Source organism: Streptomyces sp. ADI96-02, from assembly GCF_003846185.1.
In the GTDB taxonomy this organism is placed as follows: Bacteria; Actinomycetota; Actinomycetes; order Streptomycetales; family Streptomycetaceae; genus Streptomyces.
Genome location: NZ_ML123034.1, coordinates 2,090,030 through 2,110,282 on the forward strand (window position 1 = coordinate 2,090,030; position 20,253 = coordinate 2,110,282).

A 20,253-nucleotide genomic window follows, 5' to 3' on the forward strand; every position below is an offset into this window, starting at 1 on the left:
ACAGCTACCGCACGGGGCCCGTGCCCGCCACCGCTCCGGGCATGCGGCGTACGCCCGTACGCGTGAAGGCCCGTACGCGTCCCGCGTGCGTCCCGAGGGCGGCGTGCGTCCCGCGTGCGGGCGGCGTCCTGCGGCACGGGCGGCCCGGTCCCAGGCTTGAGACGCCGTCGATGTCAGGCGGAGACGCCGTCGATCCGGGCCATCACGTCGTCCGCGCCGAACGGCTGGAGGTAGGGCAGCCAGCGCGGGTCGCGGTGGCCGGTGCCGATGATCCGCCAGGCCAGGCCGGTCGGCGGGGCGGGCTGGTGGCGCAGCCGCCAGCCCAGCTCGGGCAGATGGCGGTCGGCCTTGACGTGGTTGCAGCGGCGGCAGGCCGCCACCACGTTGTCCCAGGCGTGCTGTCCACCGCGGCTGCGCGGGATGACGTGGTCGACGCTGGTGGCGGCGGCCCCGCAGTACATGCAGCGCCCGCCGTCCCGGGCGAACAGGGCCCGCCGCGTGAGGGGCACGGGGCCGCGGTAGGGGACCCGGACGAAGCGCTTGAGGCGGACCACGCTGGGCGCGGGGACGGCACGGGTGGCACTGTGCAGGAAGGAGCCGGCCTCCTCCAGGCAGATGGCCTTGTTTTCGAGGACGAGGACGAGCGCGCGGCGGAGCGGCACGACGCCGAGCGGCTCGTACGACGCGTTGAGAACCAGGACGTGCGGCACGGTGGATGCCTCCTTGTACGCCGGCGGCGCGTGGCTCGCGCCGGGACGATCCGCTCTCAGTCTCTCCTCATGGCTGGTCGAAGCGCCACCACGTAGGGGTAACGGGCCGGAAGGATTTTTCTCACCCTCCGCCGCGGCGCACCGCCCGAGGGGCCGTGGGGGCTGTCCCACCAGGGTCGCCGTGCGCGGTGTGCGATCGGCCACAGGAGGGCGGCGCAGGTGAGACCTGTCTCTCCCGCCCCGACGGCAACGATCCGCTCCCCCGGCTTCGTTAGTGTTATTGATCCACCGTCGCTCCTCTGGAGGTCCTCGCCGTGTCCCTGTCCGCCCTCTTGGCCGCGGCCCCGTCACCCGAGCCCGGCGGCTCGCTCGACGAAGCCGCCGAGCAGGCCGGCAACGCCGCGAGCTGGGTCGAGGAGAACTGGTCCACCTGGCTGAGCACGGGCTTGCGGATCCTGCTGATCGTGGCCGTCGCGATCACCCTGCGGTACCTGATCCGGCGCGCGCTGACCAATCTGATCGACCGGATGAACCGCAGCGCCCAGGCGGTGGAGGGCACCGCGCTCGGCGGGCTGCTGGTCAACGCGGAGCGCCGCCGCCAGCGCTCGGAGGCGATCGGTTCGGTCCTGCGCTCGGTGGCGTCCTTCGTGATCATGGGCACGGCCGCGCTGATGGTGCTGGGCGCGTTCAAGATCAACCTGGCTCCGCTGCTGGCATCGGCGGGTGTCGCCGGTGTGGCCCTCGGCTTCGGCGCCCGCAACCTGGTCACGGACTTCCTCTCCGGCGTCTTCATGATCCTGGAGGACCAGTACGGCGTCGGGGACACCGTCGACGCGGGCGTGGCCTCCGGCGAGGTCATCGAGGTGGGGCTGCGGGTCACCAAGCTGCGCGGCGACAACGGCGAGATCTGGTACGTCCGCAACGGCGAGGTGAAGCGGATCGGCAACCTCAGCCAGGGCTGGTCCACGGCCGGGATCGACGTGACGGTGCGCCCCACCGAGAAGCTGGAGGACGTCCGCGCGGCGATCACCACGGCCGCGGAGACGATGACCAAGGAAGAGCCCTGGTCGGAGCGGCTGTGGGGGCCGGTCGAAGTACTCGGCCTGGACTCCGTGCTGCTGGAGTCCATGACCGTGCGGGTGACGGCGAAGACGATGCCGGGCAAGTCCCTCGGCGTCGAGCGGGAGTTGCGCTGGCGCATCAAGCAGTCCCTGGACGAGGCGGGCATCCGGATGGTCGGCGTCCTGCCCGTCCAGGCGGAGGGGCAGGACGGCGCGGACCCGACCGCGGCCATGGCCCCGCCCTCCGCGTACGCCTCGGCGACCTCGCCGCAGTCCCTGGCGGCCACCCCGATACCGCCGGCCGCGCCGCCGAACCTGAGCAAGTAGCCGTCTCCCTCCCAGGGGCGTCCCGCCGCACCGGCGGGGCGCCCCTGTGCGCTGTGCGGGGCGTACCGCCGACGCGCCGCGCGGGGGCGCTCGGCGATGTGACGCTTCGGTTGCCGCCGGGGTGGACCCGGTGGCGGCCCTTGACGGCCCGGTGACCCGCGTCCTACCGTCCCCTCACCGAATAGGAAACCTTCCTAACAGAGGCGGTGCGTCGAGCATGGCGGGAACCACTCCGGGCGTACCCGGCACACCCCGCACTCCCGGCGCTCCGGGCACCCCTCGCGTGCTGCGGGCCATGAACGACCGGGCCGCGCTGGATCTGCTGCTGGAGCACGGGCCGCTGTCGCGGACCCGGATCGGCGCGCTGACCGGCCTCTCCAAGCCCACCGCCTCCCAGCTGCTGGCCCGCCTGGAGGCCGCCGGCCTGGTCGTGGCGACCGGCACCAGCGTCGGGCGGCCGGGGCCGAACGCGCGGCTGTACACCGTGAACCCGCGGGCCGCCCACGTGGCCGCGCTCGACGTGACCAGCCGCCGGATCACCGCCGCCGTCGCGGACGTCACCGGAGCGACGGCGGGCGAGTTCGAGCTGCGGACGCCGGGCCGGCGCGGCGACGGCGCGGTGCGCCAGGTCGCCGAGGCGCTGGACGGCGCGGTCGAGGAGGCCGGGCTCACCCGCGCCGACATCCACCGGGTGGTCATCGGCACGCCGGGCGCGTTCGACCCGGGCACCGGGCGGCTGCGGTACGCCGCGCACCTGCCCGGCTGGCACTCCCCCACCCTGCTGGACGAGCTGGCCGCGTCCCTGCCGATGCCGGTGGAGTACGAGAACGACGTGAACCTGGTGGCGGTGGCCGAGCAGCGCCTGGGCGCGGCCCGCGGCCACGAGGACTTCGTCCTGCTGTGGAACGAGGAGGGCCTGGGCGCCGCCCTCGTCATCAACGGCCGGCTGCACCGCGGCTTCACCGGCGGCGCGGGCGAGGTCGGTTTCCTCCCGGTGCCCGGCGCGCCGCTCGTCCGCCGGGTCGTCGAGGCGAACAGCGGCGGCTTCCAGGAGCTGGCGGGCGCGCAGGCGGTGCCCCGGCTCGCCAGGGCGCTCGGCATCGACACCGCGCGGCAGCCGTACGCGGCGGTCGCCGCCGACCTGCTGGCGCGGGCCGCGGACGCCTACGGGCGGGACGAGGCGCTGACCGGCCTGCTGCTCCGGTACGCCCAGCGGCTCGCCACCGGACTCGCCTCCGTGACCGCCGTCCTGGACCCCGGGCTGATCGTGCTCTCCGGCGGCGTGGTCGCCGCCGGGGGCGAGGTCCTCCGGTCCCTGGTCCAGTCCGAACTGGCCGAGCTGGCGGCCTCCCGGCCGCGCCTGGTCCTCGGCGGTATCGACCGCGCCCCGGTGCTGCGCGGAGCCCTGGAAAGGGCGCTGGCCGACACCCGCGACGAGGTGTTCGACACCTCGCGCTGAACCATCCCCGAACCGCGTCGCCCGGACGGCATTCGTCGAGGGCGTCGCACCGACCGGAGCAGAGGGCCGACATGAAGCTCGCAGTAGTGGGTGGCGGGTCCACCTACACCCCTGAACTGATCGACGGATTCGCCCGGTTGCGGGACACGTTGCCGGTCGAGGAGCTGGTGCTCGTCGACCCGGCGGCCGACCGCCTGGAGCTCGTCGGCGCCCTCGCCCGGCGCATCTTCGCCAAGCAGGAGCACGCGGGGAGGATCACGACGACGTCCGACCTCGACGCGGGCGTGGCCGGCGCCGACGCGGTCCTGCTCCAGCTGCGCGTCGGCGGGCAGGCCGCGCGCGAGCGGGACGAGACCTGGCCGCTGGAGTGCGGCTGCGTCGGGCAGGAGACCACCGGCGCCGGCGGCCTCGCCAAGGCGCTGCGCACCGTGCCGGTCGTCCTGGACATCGCCGAGCGGGTGCGCCGCACCAACCCGGACGCGTGGATCATCGACTTCACCAACCCGGTCGGCATCGTCACCCGGGCGCTCCTCCGGGCCGGCCACAAGGCCGTCGGCCTGTGCAACGTGGCGATCGGCTTCCAGCGCAAGTTCGCCCGGCTGCTGGACGTCGCTCCCGCCGAGGTCCACCTCGACCACGTGGGGCTCAACCACCTGACCTGGGAGCTGGGCGTGCGCCTCGGCGGCCCGGACGGGGAGGACGTCCTGCCGAGGCTGCTGGCCGAGCACGGCGACGCCGTCGCCGACGACCTGCGGATGCCCCGGCGGATCGTGGACCGGCTCGGCGTCGTCCCCTCGTACTACCTGCGGTACTTCTACGCCCACGACGAGGTCGTACGGGAGCTGGGCACGAAGCCGTCCCGCGCCGCCGAGGTCGCGGCGATGGAGCGGGAACTGCTCGCGATGTACGGCGACCCCGCGCTGGACGAGAAGCCCGCGCTGCTCGCCGAGCGCGGCGGCGCGTTCTACTCGGAGGCGGCGGTGGACCTCGCGGCCTCGCTGCTGGGCGGCGGCGGTTCGGCGGTCCAGGTGGTCAACACGTACAACAACGGGACGCTGCCGTTCCTCCCGGACGACGCGGTGATCGAGGTCCAGGCCCGCGTCGGGCACGACGGGGCGTCGCCGCTGGCCGTACCGGCGCTGGACCCGCTCTACGCGGGCCTGATCGCCAACGTCACGGCGTACGAGGACCTCGCGCTGGAGGCGGCGCTGCGCGGCGGCCGGGACCGGGTCTTCAAGGCGCTGCTCGCCCACCCGCTGATCGGCCAGTACGACTACGCCGACGGGCTCACCGACCGGCTGATCGCCCACAACCGGGAGCACCTGGCGTGGGCGTGAACGTGGCGGTCGTCGCCGTCGACGCGGGCAACAGCAAGACCGACGTCGCCCTGATCGGTCAGGACGGCACGGTGCTGTCGACGGCACGCGGCGGCGGCTTCCAGCCGCCCGTGGTCGGGGTGGAGGCGGCGGTCGACGCGCTGGCCGTCGCGCTGGAGCGGGCGGTCGACGGGTTGGGCGGCCCGCTCGGATCGGTCGGGCACGTCTCCGCGTGCCTGGCCAACGCCGATCTGCCGGTGGAGGAGGCCGAGCTGACGCGGGCTCTGGAGGCGCGCGGCTGGGCCGCCACCGTGGAGGTGCGCAACGACACCTTCGCGATCCTGCGCGCCGGGGTGGACGAGCCCCGGGGCGTCGCGGTCGTCTGCGGCGCGGGGATCAACTGCGTGGGCATGGCGCCGGACGGGCGCACCGCCCGCTTCCCCGCGATCGGCCGGATATCCGGTGACTGGGGCGGCGGTTCGGGGCTCGCGGAGGAGGCGCTGTGGTTCGCCGCGCGGGCCGAGGACGGGCGCGGCGAACCGACCGAGCTGGTCCGCGCGCTGCCCGGCCACTTCGGACTCGGCTCGATGTACGCGCTGATCGAGGCGCTGCACCGGGGCGCGATCCCGCGGGCGCGGCGGCACGAGCTGACGCCGGTGCTGTTCGCCACGGCCGCCGCCGGGGACCCGGTGGCCGACTCGCTGGTGGAGCGGCTGGCCGAGGAGGTCGTGGCACTGGCCTCGGTCGCGCTGGCCCGGCTGGAGCTGCTGGAGGAGGAGGTTCCGGTGCTGCTCGGCGGGAGCGTGCTGGCCGCGCGCCACCCCCGGTTGAACGACCGGATCGCCGAACTGCTGGCGGCCCGCGCGCCGAAGGCCGTGGCGCGGGTGGTCGCGCAGCCGCCGGTGCTGGGCGCGGCGCTGCTGGGACTGGACCGTACGGGGGCGGCCGGGGAGGTGCACCGCAGACTGCGCGCGCAGTACGCGGCCTGAGCGCCGCCGCACCCCGGCGTGCGCCTGTGTACGCCGCCGTACGTCCGTGTACGCCGACGTCCGCCCGGGTACGCCGCCGTTCGGCCGCCGTGCGCCGGGAACCGATCGGCGGCCCCGCTCGTGTACCTGATGGGACGTCGGCCCGGATTCGGTACGACACCCGGGGCCGGCATCGGAGGCGGTTCGGGGGATTTCGCCACCGTGCGGGGTGCGCTTATGGGGCGTTTCCGGGCACGTTGCACCGGTTGCCTTGATCGGCCGCGTCCGCCCTGATCGAATGCGGGGGCCGACGCGGAATCCAGGCGTTCCCGGTGTGGACGCCCGTCCCCGCGGCCATACTTCTGGCCGGGCGCCACCCCCGGCCGACCGGGGGCCAGACCGTTGTGAGTGACCGAGGGGGCCGTGGTCAGTGACCGAGGGGGAGGTCAAGTGACGAACCCGCCGAACGGCGGCTCGCCGGTGCGGTACGCGCCGGACCCGGCGTCCGCGCCCGCCGCCGTGCCGGAGCGGCGCGTCGGTCCCGGGGCCGCGCGGGCCCGGCGGCTGCGCGCCGCGGCGACGACGGAGCCGGGCCGGCTCCGCGTGGTCGGGGCCGTACTGGCGCTGCTGGTCGTGGGGTTCGGAGCGGTCACCGCGCTGGAGGTCTCCCACCGGGCGTCCGCCGCCGACGACGTGGTGAGCCGCAGCCAGCCGCTGAGCGCCGACGCGGCGAGCGTCTACCGCTCGCTCGCCGACGCGGACACCATGGCGGCGAGCGGCTTCCTCGCGGGGGCCCAGGAGCCCGAGGCCGTCCAGGAGCAGTACCGCGCGGACATCGCGGAGGCGGCACGCCTGCTGGTGAAGGCGTCGGCGACCACCGACTCCTCCACCCGCTCCCGGCAGGAGATCACCACCCTCAACGAACTGCTGCCCGTCTACACCGGGCTGATCGAGCGGGCCCGCGCCAACAACCGGCAGGGGCTGCCGCTGGGCGGCGCGTATCTGCGGTACGCGAACCAGAAGATGAGCGACGAACTGCTTCCGGCCGCCGAGCGGTTGTACGCGGCGGAGACCGGCCGGCTCGGCCGGGACTCGGCCGACGCCCGGCAGTGGCCCGTCCTCTCGCTCGCCGCCGGAGTCCTGGTGCTGGGCGTGCTGGTGTGGACGCAGCGGCGCGAGTACCGCCGTACCAACCGGGTGTTCAACCACGGGCTGCTCGCGGCGACGGCCGCGGCCTCGGTGGTGCTGCTCTGGCTGGCGGTGGGCCACGGGGTGGTCCGCGCGGAGCTGCGTTCGGCGATGGTGCACGGCCAGGAGTCCCTGGAGGTGCTGAACGACGCGCGGATCAACTCGCTGAAGGCCCGCGCCAACGAGAACCTCACGCTGGTGGCGCGCGGCGCGGTGCTGACGCCCGACGGAGCCCACGACCAGTACGAGAGCGACTACGCCACGGGCATGAAGGCGCTGGAGGACCGGCTGCGCAGCGCGGGGCGGCTCGCCGACGACGCGGCGGGCGGCGCTCCGGTGGCCCGCGCCGTCGAGGGCGTCGCCGCCTGGCAGAGCCGGCACCGCGCGGCCCGGGCCACGGACGACCGGGGCGACTACGACGGCGCGCTGGAGCGGATCATCGGGTCCGAGGATTCGACCGGGCAGTCCTTCCGGCAGGTCGACGCGGCGCTGCGGCAGGCGCTCGCCCATGAGCAGGGCCAGTTCACCGAGGCGGCCGAGGGCGGGCGCGGGGCGGTGCGCGGCCTGCCGACAGGAGCCGCCGCACTGGCGGTGCTGGGCGCGGTCGCCGCGATCCTCGGGGTCAACCGCAGGCTCTCGGAGTACCGGTGAGAGGGGCGGCGATGACCAGGGACCGGACACCGCGGCGGGTCGCGGGCGGCCGGCTGCGCGGCTGGGGCGGCGTGACGGGCATGGCGCTGGCGTGCGCGGTCACCGCCGCGCTGACCCTGCTGCCGCTGTCCCACCGGGCCGGCGAACCGCCCGCGGCGCGGGCGGCGGACACCGGCAGCGCCGTGCCGGCGAGCGCCGGGACCTGCGACGATCCGGAGGCGAGTCTGCGGCCGTCCGGGGCGGACGGGCCGAACATCGAGAGGATCAAGGCGCGCGGCAAGCTCGTCGCGGGCGTCGACCAGAACAGCTTCCGCTGGGGCTACCGCGACCCGGCCTCCGGCCGGCTCGAAGGCTTCGACATCGACCTGGTGCACGCCATCGCCGAGGACATCCTCGGCGACCCGGACGCGGTGGTCTTCCGGGCCATACCCACCAACCAGCGCGTCGCCGCCCTGGAGAACGGCCGGGTCGACGTCGTCGTGCGGACGATGACGATCAACTGCAAGCGGCTGGAGCAGGTCTCCTTCTCCACCGCCTACTTCCAGGCGGGGCAGCAGGTCCTCGCGCCGCGCGATTCGCCGATCACGGGGTACGACGCCTCGCTGAAGGGCAAGCGCGTCTGCTCGGCCGAGGGCTCCACGGCGTACGAGGCGCTGGAGAAGCGGTCCTACGGGGCGGTCTACCAGGACGAGGGCGACGGCACCGCGCGCGACCGGGACCGGCTGACCGTGCCGAACCAGCTGGACTGCCTGGTGCGGCTCCAACTCGGCGAGGTCGACGCCGTCGTCACGGACAACGCGCTGGCGGCGGGCCAGGCGGCGCAGGACCCGGCGGTGGTCCTCAAGGGCGACAAGCCGTTCACCACGGAGTACTACGGCGTCGCGACGAAGAAGGGCGCCGACGACCTGGTGGCCCGCGTCAACCAGGTGCTGGTCGACTACCGCGCGGGCGGACCGGACAGCGCCTGGATGACGTCGTACCGCAAGTGGCTGGCGAGCGGCCTGCCCGGCATCACGGCGCCTCCGGCGCCCACCTACCGGAACGACTGAACCCGCCCGGACCGGCGCCGCCGGAACGACCGGGCAACGATCCCGCCCGCGCCCCACGGCCGGGCGGGCAGAGCGGAGAGGTGATCGATGGGCGTCGCGGGATCCTTTCCCGGCTCCACGGGAAGGCCGCCCGGTCCGGACATGGACCGGGACGAGGCGGACCGTGCGCTGGACCGGCTCGGCGCGGAGCACGAGGCGATCGAGACCTCGCTCCTCGCCCTCCAGGACCATGCGGGCCGCCGCCTCCTGGAGGGCGCCGAACTCTCCGGCGTCACCCGGGAGCGCTGGGCGGCGACCGAGCGGTCGATCACGCTGCTGTGGGGGTACTTCGACGCCTACGCGGGCGCGCTCGCCGAGGCGCGGGAGATCCGGGCGCGGCGGCGCCACCCGAACCGGGAGGACCTGGCCGCGCTGACCGGGCTGCTGCGCGGCGACGCGGTCACCGTGGCGAACACCGCGGCCCTGCCGAACGCCTCGCCGACCGGCCCGGCCCGGCTCTCCGAGCGGTTCACGCTCCAGGAGCTGGTCGGCCGGATGAACGAGCTGTACGCCGAGTCGCTGGACATGGTCGTCGCCTCCGACTCCGTCTGGTCCGCGCTGCCCGCCCGCATCGACCTGCTCTCCGCCGAGCTGCACCGCACCCGGTCCCTGGCGCACTCGGTGGGCGTGCGGCCCGGCGAGCATCCGGCCGGGGACGACCTGGTGGAGATCACCGGGGAGCTGACCGCGCTGCGGGCGCGGGTGATCGCCGACCCGCTGGCGTTCTGGGTGGCCGGCCCCGGCAGCGCCGCGCCCGGCGGCGGCCGTCCGGACACCTCGCGCTACGACCGGGCGGCCCGCGCCCTGGAGGACGTGCGGCGGGAGATCGAGGCGGTGCTCGCGGTCCGGCAGGACGCCGAGGCCCGGCTGATGCGCCTGCGGGACGTGCTCTCGCGCGCGGACCGCACCCTCACCGAGGCGCGGTCCGCGCGCGGCGAGGTGCTGGCCAAGATCGCCGCCTCCGAGGTGCCGGCCGTCAGCGGACCGCCCACCGCCCTCCAGGAGCGGCTGGCCGCCGCCGCGGAGTACCGCAGGCACGCCCGGTGGCACCGCCTCTCGCCGCTGCTGGAGTCGCTGGAGCGGGAGGCCGAGGACGAACTGCTGCGCGCCCGGGAGTCGCTGACCTCCGTCACGGCTCCGCTGGCGGTCCGCGCGGAGCTGCGCGGCCGGCTCGACGCGTACCGGGCGAAGGTGACCCGGCACGGGCTGGCGGAGGACCCGGTGCTGATCGAGCGGTACGACGCGGCCCGCCGGATGCTGTGGAGCGCCCCGTGCGACCTGCGGGCCGCCGGGCAGGCCGTCCTGCGCTACCAGCAGGCCGCCGCCGAACTGCTGACACCGCACCGGGTCGCCGGACCGCGGGACCGGCGGGGCGACGAGGGGGAGATCCGATGAGTACGCGGTGCCAGCGCCCCGGATGCGAGGGCTGCTACGAGGACATGGGCGGCGGCGAGCTGTACTGCGACACCTGCGGCCTGGCTCCGGTCGTCTCCGCCCCGGACCCCGCCGAGGCCGGTTCCGGCGGCGGGCGGGGCGACGGGTCGCTCGGCTCGCCGCCGACCGGGATCGCGGGCGGCGGCCGGGCCGACGGCCGCGACAGCGGCTCGCAGCGGTCGGGTTCGCGGGCCTCCTCCCGGGCGTCCTCGCGCTCCTCGACGTCCCGGCGCTCGGTGTCGGGGCGGCTCTCGCGCTCGCTGTCCGGCTCCTCCACGTCCCGTTCCGTCTCGGTGCGCTCCTCGGGCTCGTCCTCCGCCTCCTCGGCGCGGGGCCGCCTCGGGGCCGGCCTGGTGCAGGTCCCGGACGTCCCGCGACCCGACCCGCGCACCGCCGTCATGGCGAACCCGGAGGTTCCCGAGCGCAAGCGGTTCTGCTCGCGGGCGGACTGCGGTGCTCCGGTGGGGCGTTCGCGCGGCGACCGCCGGGGCCGCACCGAGGGGTTCTGCACGAAGTGCGGACACCCGTACTCCTTCGTGCCGAAGCTGGCCGGCGGGGACGTCGTGCACGGCCAGTACGAGGTCGCGGGCTGTCTGGCGCACGGCGGTCTGGGCTGGGTCTACCTCGCGGTGGACCGGGCGGTATCCGACCGCTGGGTGGTCCTCAAGGGCCTGTTGGACACGGGCGACCAGGACGCGATGGCAGCGGCGATCTCCGAGCGCCGCTTCCTCGCCGAGATCGAGCACTCCAACATCGTGCGGATCTACAACTTCGTCGAACACCTCGACCAGCGGACCGGTTCGCTGGACGGCTACATCGTCATGGAGTACGTCGGCGGCAAGGCGCTCAAGGAGATCGCCAACGAGCGCCGCACCCCGGCCGGCAGACGCGACCCGCTGCCGGTCGAGCAGGCGTGCGCGTACGGCATCGAGGCGCTGGAGGCGCTCGGGCACCTGCACAGCCGCAACCTGCTCTACTGCGACTTCAAGGTCGACAACGCGATCCAGACGGAGGACCAGCTCAAGCTGATCGACATGGGCGCGGTGCGCCGGATGGACGACGACGAGTCGGCCATCTACGGCACGGTCGGCTACCAGGCCCCCGAAGTCGCGGAGGTCGGCCCGTCCGTGGCGTCCGACCTGTACACGGTGGCGCGGACGCTGGCGGTGCTGACGTTCGACTTCCAGGGCTACACGAACGTCTTCGCGGACTCCCTGCCCGACCCGGACAACATCGAGGTGTTCCGCGCCTACGAGTCCTTCTACCGGCTGCTGGTGCGGGCCACCGACCCGGATCCGGCGCGGCGGTTCGCCTCCGCCGCCGAGATGGCCGAGCAGCTGACGGGCGTGCTGCGGGAGGTCGTGGCGCTCCAGACAGGCCGACCGCGACCGGCGCTGTCGACGCTCTTCGGCACCGAACCGCGCGTGACGGACACGGAGTTGTTCGCAGCGCCGGTCGACGACGTGTCCCTGCTCGGCGGCCGGGCCGCGGCGGCGGTGCGCGGCGGACGCTTCGGGCGGCGCGGCGGCGGTACGGCCGCGACGCCCCTTCCCGGCGGCGCGCCGGGGCCGGCGGGAGCGGTTCCGGTGGCTCCCGGGGCCGTGGCGTCGGCGGTGGCCGGTGCGCTGCCGGTGGGTGCGCAGCCGCCCGGCCCGGCGGGGGCGGCCCCGCTGACGGCGGCGGCGACCCATGCCGGGGGCGGGGCGCGGGGCGGGAGCGGGGCTCCGAGCGGCGGCCGAGCGGCCGTCCGGACGTCCTCCGCGCCGGTGCAGGCATCCGTGCCCGTCCAGCCGCCCGTGCCCGTCCAGCCGCCCGCGCCCGTGCGGGCGTCCGTGCCCGCGCCCCGGCCGCCTCTCTCCGCCCCGTACGCCGCGCCCGGTGGGCCGTCCGCCGCGCCCGCCGCCGGGGTGCGGCTCGCGGCCGTCGACGTACGGGCCGTCTCGCTGGCGCTGCCAGTACCCCGCGTCGACGCGACGGATCCGAACGCCGGCTTCCTCGCCGGTCTGATGGCCTCGGCCCCGGCCGAGCTGGTCGCGGCCCTGGAAGCGGTGCCCGCCGCGTCGCTGGAGACCCGGCTGCGGGAGCTGCGCGCCCGGCTGGAGATGAGCGACCCTCAGTCCGCCGCGCAGGCGCTGGCCGCGTTGGAGAGCCGCTACCCGGACGACTGGCGGGTCGTCTGGTACCGGGGCGTCACCTCGCTGGGGACCGGTGACCACGCGGTGGCCGCGCTCTCCTTCGACGCGGTCTACGACGCGTTCCCGGGTGAGCCCGCGCCGAAGCTGGCCCTGGGCATCTGCGCCGAGGTGCTGGGCCAGTTGGACAACGCGGCGGAGTACTACCGCCTCGTATGGGCGACCGATCCGAGTTTCGTCAGCGCCGCGTTCGGCCTGGCCCGGGTGCAGATCGCGGCCGGGGACCGGGAAGGCGCGGTGCGCACGCTGGAATCGGTGCCGGAGGCGTCGATCCACTACACGGCGGCCCGGGTCGCCGCCGTCCGGGCCCGGCTGCGCGGGCGCGACCCGCGCGACGCCCTGCCGGCCGATCTGACGGCCGCCGCCGCACAGGTGGCCGCCCTGACGGGGTTCGGCCTGGACGCGGGGCGGCGCGAACAGTTGTCGGCCGAGGTTCTGGGCAAGGCGCTCGACTGGGTACTCTCCGGTAGTCCCGGTGCTGCGTCGCCGGGCGGGTCGTCCGCCGGACCTCCGGGCGACCGGAAGCTGCTCGGCGCCGAACTGGACGAGCGGGGGCTGCGGTTCGGGCTGGAGCGCTCGTACCGGTTGCTCGCCCGGCTCGCGCAGCAGGGCGACGAGAGGATCGAACTGGTGGAGCGGGCCAACCGTTTCCGCCCCCGGACGTGGGTGTGAAGATGTCACAGATCCACCAGCAGCCCGCCCTGTCGAGGTGCCCCGGCTGCGAGGAGCCGCTGGAGTCGGGCGACCTGTTCTGCGGTGCGTGCGGCTACGACCTCTCGGCCGTGCCGGCCCGCCCTGACGACCGGCCGACCCTGGCCATCACGGTGCCGCCCCCCGCGCCCGTCCCGGCCGAGGCGGCGGACGGCGGTGACTTCGCGCTCGCGGCCCCCGATCCCCGTACCGCGGAGCGGCCCGCGCGGCCCGCCGCCCGCGAGAAGGTCTGCGTGGCCTGCCGTTCGGGCCGGGTGGACTCCGACGGCTACTGCGAGAACTGCGGGCACGCCCAGCCCCGCGAGCGCGACCACATGGAGCAGGAGCTCGGTTCGGTGGCGGCCGTCAGCGACCGGGGGCTGCGCCACCACCGCAACGAGGACTCCTTCGCCGTCTCCTCGACCGCGTTGCCGGACGGTTCGCCCGCCGTCGTCGCGATCGTCTGCGACGGCGTCTCCTCGGCGAGCCGCCCCGACGAGGCGTCCGCGGCGGCGGCGAGCGCCGCCAACGAGGCGCTGCTGGAGTCGCTGCCGCGCGGCACGCACCCGCAACAGGCCATGCACGAGGCGATCGTCGCCGCGTCCGAGGCGGTCAACGCGCTGGCGCTGGAGCCCGCCGGGCCCGCCGAGCACAGCGCGCACCGCCATCAGAACGCCCCGGCCTGCACGCTGGTCGGCGCGATCATGGCGGGCGGCCTGCTGGTCGTCGGCTGGGTCGGCGACAGCCGGGTGTACTGGGTGCCGGAGGACCGGACCCGCAGCGCCGCCCGGCTCACCGAGGACGACTCCTGGGCCGCGCAGATGGTGGCGGCCGGCCTGATGAACGAGGCGGAGGCGTACGCGGACGAGCGGGCCCACGCCATCACCGGCTGGCTCGGCACCGACTCCTACGAACTGGAGCCGCACACCGCCGCGTTCAGGCCGGACCGGCCGGGTCTCGTCGTGGTCTGCACGGACGGCCTGTGGAACTACGCGGAGGCCGCCGAGGAGATGGCCGCCGCCGTGCCGCCCGACGCCCGGGAACGGCCGCTCCACGCGGCGCGGGTGCTCGTCGGGCACGCCCTGGACGGCGGGGGCCACGACAACGTAACAGTGGCTCTGCTGCCGTTCGCCGTGGAGCCGCGAGGGGCAGGATCGGGCTGCGAACCAGTCCGATCCCGCCCGAACCAGTCCGATCCCGCCTGAGCCGGTCCGATCCCGCCCGAGCCGTTCCAAGCCCGCCCGATCCCGCCGCCGCCTCTGCTGTTCCCCGCTCTTCTTCCCCGGCCCCCTCCCGGCGCCCGCGCCCAACTCCCCTCCGCCTCCGCCTCCGCGCCGAACGCCCCTCCCCCGTCCCATCACCCCTGCCACCACCCGGTCCCGGTGGGGCCTCAAGGAGACGATCAGATGGCCAACTTCGCCAAGTCCTCGGTGCCGCGGTTCGCCGTCGAGGTGTACCAGAACGAGTACCTGCCCGAGGGCGGCCGGGAGGTCAACGCGATCGTCACGGTCACCTCGACCGGCGGCGGCACCACCGGCGGTGTCGCCCCGGCCGGTTCGACGCCCGTACGCGCGCCGGGGCGGGCGCCGAACGCCGCCGTGGTGCTGATGGTCGACTGCTCCGGCTCGATGGACCACCCGCCGACGAAGATGCGCAACGCGCGCGACGCGACGGCGGCGGCCATCGACACCCTGCGCGAGGGCACCCGGTTCGCGGTGGTCGCCGGGACGCACGTGGCCGAGGACGTCTATCCCGGCAACGGGCGGCTGGCGGTCGCCGACGCCCGGACGAAGGAGCAGGCGAAGGAGGCGCTGCGCCGGCTGAGCGCGGGCGGCGGAACGGCGATCGGCAGCTGGCTGCGGCTGGCCGACCGGCTGCTGGGTGCGGCGGAGGCCGACATCCGGCACGGCATCCTGCTGACCGACGGGCGCAACGAGCACGAGGCGCCGGAGGATCTGCGGGCCGCGCTGGACTCCTGCTCCGGCCGGTTCACCTGCGACGCCCGGGGAGTCGGCACGGACTGGGAGGTGAAGGAGGTCACGGCGATAGCCACCGCCCTCCTCGGCACCTCCGACATCGTGGCCGACCCGGCGGGGCTGGCGGCCGACTTCACGCGCATGATGGAGAACGCGATGGGCAAGGAGGTCGCGGACGTGGCGCTGCGGCTCTGGACGCCCGTCGGGGTGGAGATCCGGTTCGTGAAGCAGGTGGCTCCGGCGGTCGCCGATCTGACCGGCCGGCGCACCGGGGCGGGGCCGCGCTCCGGGGACTACCCGACCGGTTCGTGGGGCGACGAGTCCCGCGACTACCACGTGTGCGTCCTGGTCCCGGAGGCCGGGATCGGGCAGGAGATGCTGGCGGCACGGGTCTCGCTGGTCCTGCCCGACCCGACGGGCGCGGGCACCCCGCAGACCCTCTCGCAGGGGCTCGTACGGGCCGTGTGGACGGACGACGTGGCCGCCTCCACGTCGATCAATCCGCAGGTGGCGCACTACACGGGCCAGGCGGAGCTTGCGCAGGTCATCCAGCAGGGGCTCGACGCACGCAAGTCGGGCGACCGGGACGGCGCGACGGCGAAGCTGGGCCGGGCGGTGCAGTTGGCGTCGGCGTCCGGGAACCAGGACACTGCGAAACTGCTTTCGAAGGTGGTCGACGTCGTCGACGCGGCGACAGGTACTGTGCGACTGAAGGCGAAGGTCGCGGAGGCGGACGAGATGACCCTCGAAACGCGCTCCACCAAGACCGTCCGCGTCAAGAAGTAGCACCGCAGCGTGGTCGTGAGACCACACCGCACGGTCACCACACGCATGCGCCGGGCGACCGCACCGGCGACGACGGCAAGACGGCCTCCGGGGCCGGACGAGGAGAGGGGGAAGCGCCGACATGCCGACCTGCCCGAACGGACACCAGTCGGGTTCCGAGGACTGGTGCGAGGTCTGCGGACACCGCATGGCCCAGAGCGGCGCGCCCGCGGGCGCGGTGCCCCCGCCGCCTCCCCCGCCGCCGGCTCCCGGTTACGGATATCCGCCGCCCGCGGGCGGCGACGGCGGCGGCGGCCGGCCGACCATGCAGGCGGAGCTCTGTCCGCAGTGCCGCACGCCGCGCGAGGCGAACGCGCCGTACTGCGAGGAGTGCCGCTGGAACTTCGTCACCAGCACCGCGACCTCCTACACGCCGCTGGCCCCGCAGCACGGGACGCCCAGCGGCCCGCCGCCGGGTCTCAACCTGCCGCCGGGCTTCCGCGCCCAGCAGGGCGGGCCGGGACAGCAGGGCGGGCCGGTCCGGCAGGGCGGGCCGGGCGCTCCGGACGGTCCGGGAGGCGCGTCGCAGCAGCACGACCCGTTCCAGTACCAGGGCTCGCGGCCCTCGCAGATGAACCGCCCCGCCGAGCCGCTGGCTCCGGAGCAGGGCAGCCCGGGCGGTCACGGCGGCCAGGGCGGTCACGGCGGGGCAGGCGCGCAGGGCGGCGGCCAGGGCGGTCCTCCGCCGCACGCCTTCCAGCAGGGCCCGCCGCCTCCGCCCGCGTTCCAGCGGCAGGAGCACCCGCCGCGGTCGGGCCCCTCACCGTTCGAACCGTTCGAACCGCAGCAGTCCTCGCCGTTCGCACCGCACCAGCAGCAGTCGGCGCCGCCCGCGCCGCCGCAGCGGTCCGGGCCCGACGGCGGCGGGGACGACTGGATGCTCCCGCCGCCCTCGCAGGGGCAGCCGCCGCAGCAGTTCCAGCAGCCGGGCCACCCGGGGCAGCAGCAGGGCCAGCAGCATCAACAGGGCCACCCGGGGCAGCAGGGCCAGCAGCACGGCCAAGGTCCGGGCTTCGGCCCGGGTTACGCCCAGGACGCGCCGCACGGCCAGGTGCCCGGCCAGGGGCAGCCGCAGCAGGCAGCGTCCTGGACCGCCGTCGTGGCCCCGGACCGGGACTACTTCCTGGCGATGATGCGGCGCAGCGGCCCCGAGGCCGGCGGGCTGAACCTGCCCGCGTACTCCCCCGAGCAGCGCCTGACGCTCACCGGCGGCCAGGTCACGATCGGCCGCCGCCGACACAGTACGGGCGAGTCGCCGGACATCGACCTGTCGGTGCCGCCGGAGGACCCGGGCGTCTCGCACCAGCACGCGGTGCTCGTGCGGCAGCCCGACGGCGGCTGGGCGGTGGTCGACCAGAACTCCACCAACGGCACCACGCTCAACGGCGCCGAGGACCCGATCCAGCCGTACGTCCCCGTGCCGCTCCAGGACGGGGACCAGGTGCACGTCGGGGCGTGGACGACGATCACGGTCCGCCGGGGCTGACCCCGCGTTCCCGAGCGGCCCCCGGCGCGTGTCGAGAACGCGTCCGGGCCGCTCGGACGCCCGTCACCCGCCCAGGGGCCAGGTGTGCGGGCCCCCGGGGTCGTCGAGCCACGCCCACTGGCGGCCCGGCGCGACCGTGATGCCGTACCTCTCCCGCTGCGGGCGGCCCTCGCGCTCCCAGAGGGCGAGGGCGTCGCCCGGATCGAGGCTGCCCGCCGTCAGGGTGAGCAGGAAGCGGAAGAGGTCGTGGCCGGTGGCGCGGCGCGGCAGCCCGTCGAGGTGCGGGAGCGGTTCACGCTGCGGCAGCGCTCCGCGCAGGGGCACGAAATACGCCGGGGTGTGCAGGAAACGCCCCTCGGCGTACGGGCCGCGCTCCGTCGCCCGTACGCGCAGCGAGATGAGCCCGGTGGCGAACGGTGCCAGGACGCGCGCCCCCGCACGGCACTGCTCGGGCCATGCCGCCGGTACGGACGGCAGGGTGCAGGTGACGATGATCCGGTCGTACGGGGCCCGCTGCGGGCAGCCGCGTGCCCCGTCGCCGGTGACCACCGCCGGGCGGTGGCCGGCCGACGCGAGGTGGCGGCGGGCCGATTCGGTGATCTCCGGGTCCAGGTCGACGCTGGTGACCGCGGCGGAACCGAGCCGGTGGGAGAGCAGCGCCGCGTTGTAGCCGGGGCCGGTGCCGATCTCCAGGACGGTGTCGCCGTCGCGGACGTCGAGGGCGTCGAGCATCAGCGCCATCAGGGAGGGCTGGCTGGAGGACGAGAGGAGTTCGCCGTCCTTGATCCGGGTGGCCAGCGGCTCGTTCGCGTACGCCCCGCGCAGCCACCGTTCGCGCCGTCCCGGGTCGGGGTCCTCGCCCCACAGGCGCTCATGGCCGTGGACGCCGGGCACGTAGTAGTAGGGCACGAAGAGGTGGCGCGGCACCTCCTCGAAGGCGGCGCGCCAGGCGGGGTCGGTGAGCCCGCCCTCGGCGACGATGTCCCGCACCAGGGCCTGCCGGGCCGCGTCGGCGGCGGCGTCGCCCGGGACGGCGGCTGCGGAGCGTTCCGGTGGTGCGCCCATGACTCCACTGTCCTGCGGCGGGCGGCCGACGGCGAGCGGCGGGCCGGGGGCGAGGCCGGGACCCGGACCGAGGCCGGGCGGGGCCGGGCCATTGGTCCTAGGACCCCTGACCTCGGGCGGCGCGTCTGCGACCATGGACGGGTGACAGAGATTCCGCGCGGAACGCTTCAGGAGCAGACCTTCTACGAGCAGGTCGGCGGCGAGGAGACCTTCCGACGCCTGGTCCACCGCTTCTACGAGGGTGTGGCGGGCGACGAGCTGCTGCGACCGATGTACCCGGAGGAGGATCTGGGGCCGGCCGAGGACCGGTTCGCCCTGTTCCTCATCCAGTACTGGGGCGGCCCGCGCACCTACAGCGAGAACCGGGGCCATCCGCGGCTGCGGATGCGGCACGCCCCGTTCCGGGTGGACCAGGATGCTCACGACGCCTGGCTGCGTCATATGCGGGTCGCGCTGGACGAGCTGGGGCTCGCGCCGGAGCACGAGCGGCAGTTGTGGGACTACCTCACGTACGCCGCCGCCTCGATGATCAACACCACGGACTGATCCGGAGCCGCTGCCGGGCGCGGGCCCCGGTCGGGCCCGCCCCGGTCGTACGGGCCCCGCCAGGGGGTGCGGCAGCCGGGACGGCGGTCAGCCGGGGCCGACCGTGAGGGCCAGTGAGCCCAGGCCAGCCCCGGCGTCGCTGCGCAGGGCGATCGACCCGAACGGGGTCCGCAGCCGCAGCCAGGAGCCCGACGCGAACAGCGAGACGGGGAAGTCGGGGTCGGGGCGCAGGAAGCCGAGGGACTGCGCGGCGTGCACGGCCCGCAGTGGCAGCGGGGTCGCGCCGACGGGGCGGGACCAGATCTCGCGGCCGATGCGGTCGCGTTCGGCCCGGGTGCGGTGCGCCGCGGGCAGCGCCTCGTCCCGGGCGCGGAACTCGGCGACGGCGGCGGTCAGCGCGGCGCGCAGCGACTCCGGCCGGGGCAGTCCGGCCTGCGCCAGCCACGGGCCCCGGGGCGGCAGGACACCGGTCCAGGGCGGCCCGGTGACGGGCGCCGGCAGCACACCCGCCCCCGGCCCGTCCTCGGCCCCGGCTCCCGTGGAACGGCCCGAACCATCCGAGCCGCGCGCACGGTCCGAACCGTCCGCGCCGGGAACGTCCAGGGACTCCAGCAGCTCGCCGGCCGAGACCGTGGCGTCGAGCGTTTCGGGCCCGGCCAGGCGTGCCGTGCGGACGGCGAGCACCTCGAAGGACGGCGGGCGGCCGAACACGGCCAGAGCGTCGCCGCCGCCGGCCTGGAGGCGGACGGCGGCGGCCCGGTCGTAGTGGAGCAGCCGGCCGAGGAAGGCGGCGAGATCCGCCGCCTCCCTCGCGTCGGCGAACCGCAGCGACTGCACGGGCACGGTCATGCCGCGGCGGGCTCCTCTGCCAGGTACTGCTGGAGGAAGAACTTCTCCTCGGCGGTGATCCGCCGGGGCCGCTCCGCCGCCAGGTCGTACGGCACGACGATGGTCGAGGCCCGGACGTACACCTGGTCCGGGTCCTTGATCTCGTAGGCGATCGTCAGCGACGCCGCGCCGATCTTCGTCACCCACGACTCGACGGTCACCGGCGCGTGCCGGTGCACCAGCGGCCGTACGTAGTCGATCTCGTGCCGGGCCACGACGGACCCGCCCGAGAAGGACGGCGAGCCGTCCCCCGGCGCCAGCCGGAACATGAAGTCGATGCGCGCCTCCTCCAGGTAGCGGAGGAAGACCACGTTGTTGACGTGGCCGAAGGCGTCCATGTCCGACCAGCGCAGAGGGCAGCTGTAGATGTGACGAGCCAAGAC

General features: G+C 75.3%; 16 protein-coding genes. 12 read left to right on the top strand and 4 right to left on the bottom strand.

Annotation, left to right across the window (positions count from 1 at the left end; translation table 11 throughout):
- Positions 1–173: 173 nt before the first annotated feature.
- A complete protein-coding gene (locus EES43_RS09160; RefSeq protein WP_124268272.1) occupies positions 174–710 on the bottom strand; it encodes an HNH endonuclease in 537 nt (178 codons plus the stop codon).
- Between the two features lie 314 nt (positions 711–1,024).
- On the opposite strand from EES43_RS09160, the gene EES43_RS09165 reads away from it, so the two are divergent.
- The 11 genes from EES43_RS09165 to EES43_RS09215 all read left to right on the top strand — a co-directional run bounded on the left by EES43_RS09165 (position 1,025) and on the right by EES43_RS09215 (position 17,371).
- On the top strand, positions 1,025–2,098 hold the full coding sequence (locus tag EES43_RS09165; protein WP_124268273.1) for a mechanosensitive ion channel family protein: 1,074 nt from the start codon (positions 1,025–1,027) through the stop codon (positions 2,096–2,098).
- A gap of 217 nt (positions 2,099–2,315) precedes the next feature.
- Positions 2,316–3,557, top strand: coding sequence for an ROK family transcriptional regulator (locus tag EES43_RS09170; RefSeq protein WP_124268274.1), 1,242 nt, complete (start codon positions 2,316–2,318; stop codon positions 3,555–3,557).
- A gap of 71 nt (positions 3,558–3,628) precedes the next feature.
- Complete coding sequence (locus EES43_RS09175) at positions 3,629–4,894, top strand: 6-phospho-beta-glucosidase (protein ID WP_124268275.1); 1,266 nt, start codon at positions 3,629–3,631, stop codon at positions 4,892–4,894.
- The gene (locus EES43_RS09180) at positions 4,885–5,862 is read left to right on the top strand and encodes an N-acetylglucosamine kinase (RefSeq protein ID WP_124268276.1); all 978 of its coding nucleotides are present in this window, start codon (positions 4,885–4,887) and stop codon (positions 5,860–5,862) included. The genes EES43_RS09175 and EES43_RS09180 overlap by 10 nt, the downstream gene beginning before the upstream one ends.
- A 429-nt stretch (positions 5,863–6,291) precedes the next feature.
- Positions 6,292–7,680: a hypothetical protein gene (locus EES43_RS09185; RefSeq protein WP_124268277.1), complete on the top strand. Its 1,389-nt coding sequence runs from the start codon at positions 6,292–6,294 to the stop codon at positions 7,678–7,680.
- Positions 7,681–7,691: 11 nt separating this feature from the next.
- Positions 7,692–8,729: a glutamate ABC transporter substrate-binding protein gene (locus tag EES43_RS09190; RefSeq protein ID WP_124268278.1), complete on the top strand. Its 1,038-nt coding sequence runs from the start codon at positions 7,692–7,694 to the stop codon at positions 8,727–8,729.
- Positions 8,730–8,816: 87 nt separating this feature from the next.
- Positions 8,817–10,163 (top strand): hypothetical protein, encoded by a 1,347-nt coding sequence (locus EES43_RS09195; RefSeq protein WP_124268279.1) that lies wholly within the window; start codon positions 8,817–8,819, stop codon positions 10,161–10,163.
- On the top strand, positions 10,160–13,066 hold the full coding sequence (locus EES43_RS09200) for a serine/threonine-protein kinase (RefSeq protein ID WP_124268280.1): 2,907 nt from the start codon (positions 10,160–10,162) through the stop codon (positions 13,064–13,066). Before EES43_RS09195 ends, EES43_RS09200 begins: the two co-directional genes overlap by 4 nt.
- Before the next feature lie 2 nt (positions 13,067–13,068).
- Positions 13,069–14,289 (top strand): PP2C family serine/threonine-protein phosphatase, encoded by a 1,221-nt coding sequence (locus EES43_RS09205; protein ID WP_124268281.1) that lies wholly within the window; start codon positions 13,069–13,071, stop codon positions 14,287–14,289.
- Between the two features lie 201 nt (positions 14,290–14,490).
- Positions 14,491–15,846, top strand: a complete 1,356-nt coding sequence (locus EES43_RS09210) for a vWA domain-containing protein (RefSeq protein WP_124268282.1) — start codon at positions 14,491–14,493, stop codon at positions 15,844–15,846.
- 121 nt (positions 15,847–15,967) lie between these two features.
- Entirely contained in the window at positions 15,968–17,371 is a 1,404-nt protein-coding gene (locus tag EES43_RS09215) for an FHA domain-containing protein (RefSeq protein WP_124268283.1), read from the top strand.
- 63 nt (positions 17,372–17,434) lie between these two features.
- On the opposite strand, the gene EES43_RS09220 is transcribed toward EES43_RS09215, so the two are convergent.
- A complete protein-coding gene (locus EES43_RS09220) occupies positions 17,435–18,436 on the bottom strand; it encodes a methyltransferase domain-containing protein (RefSeq protein ID WP_124268284.1) in 1,002 nt (333 codons plus the stop codon).
- Between the two features lie 141 nt (positions 18,437–18,577).
- Here EES43_RS09220 and EES43_RS09225 point away from each other — a divergent pair, with 141 nt between their 5' ends.
- Complete coding sequence (locus tag EES43_RS09225) at positions 18,578–18,982, top strand: globin (RefSeq protein ID WP_124268285.1); 405 nt, start codon at positions 18,578–18,580, stop codon at positions 18,980–18,982.
- 87 nt (positions 18,983–19,069) lie between these two features.
- On the opposite strand, the gene EES43_RS09230 is transcribed toward EES43_RS09225, so the two are convergent.
- Positions 19,070–19,831, bottom strand: a complete 762-nt coding sequence (locus EES43_RS09230; protein ID WP_124268286.1) for a serine/threonine-protein kinase — start codon at positions 19,829–19,831, stop codon at positions 19,070–19,072.
- On the bottom strand, positions 19,828–20,250 hold the full coding sequence (locus EES43_RS09235; protein ID WP_124268287.1) for an acyl-CoA thioesterase: 423 nt from the start codon (positions 20,248–20,250) through the stop codon (positions 19,828–19,830). Before EES43_RS09235 ends, EES43_RS09230 begins: the two co-directional genes overlap by 4 nt.
- Positions 20,251–20,253: the final 3 nt, after the last annotated feature.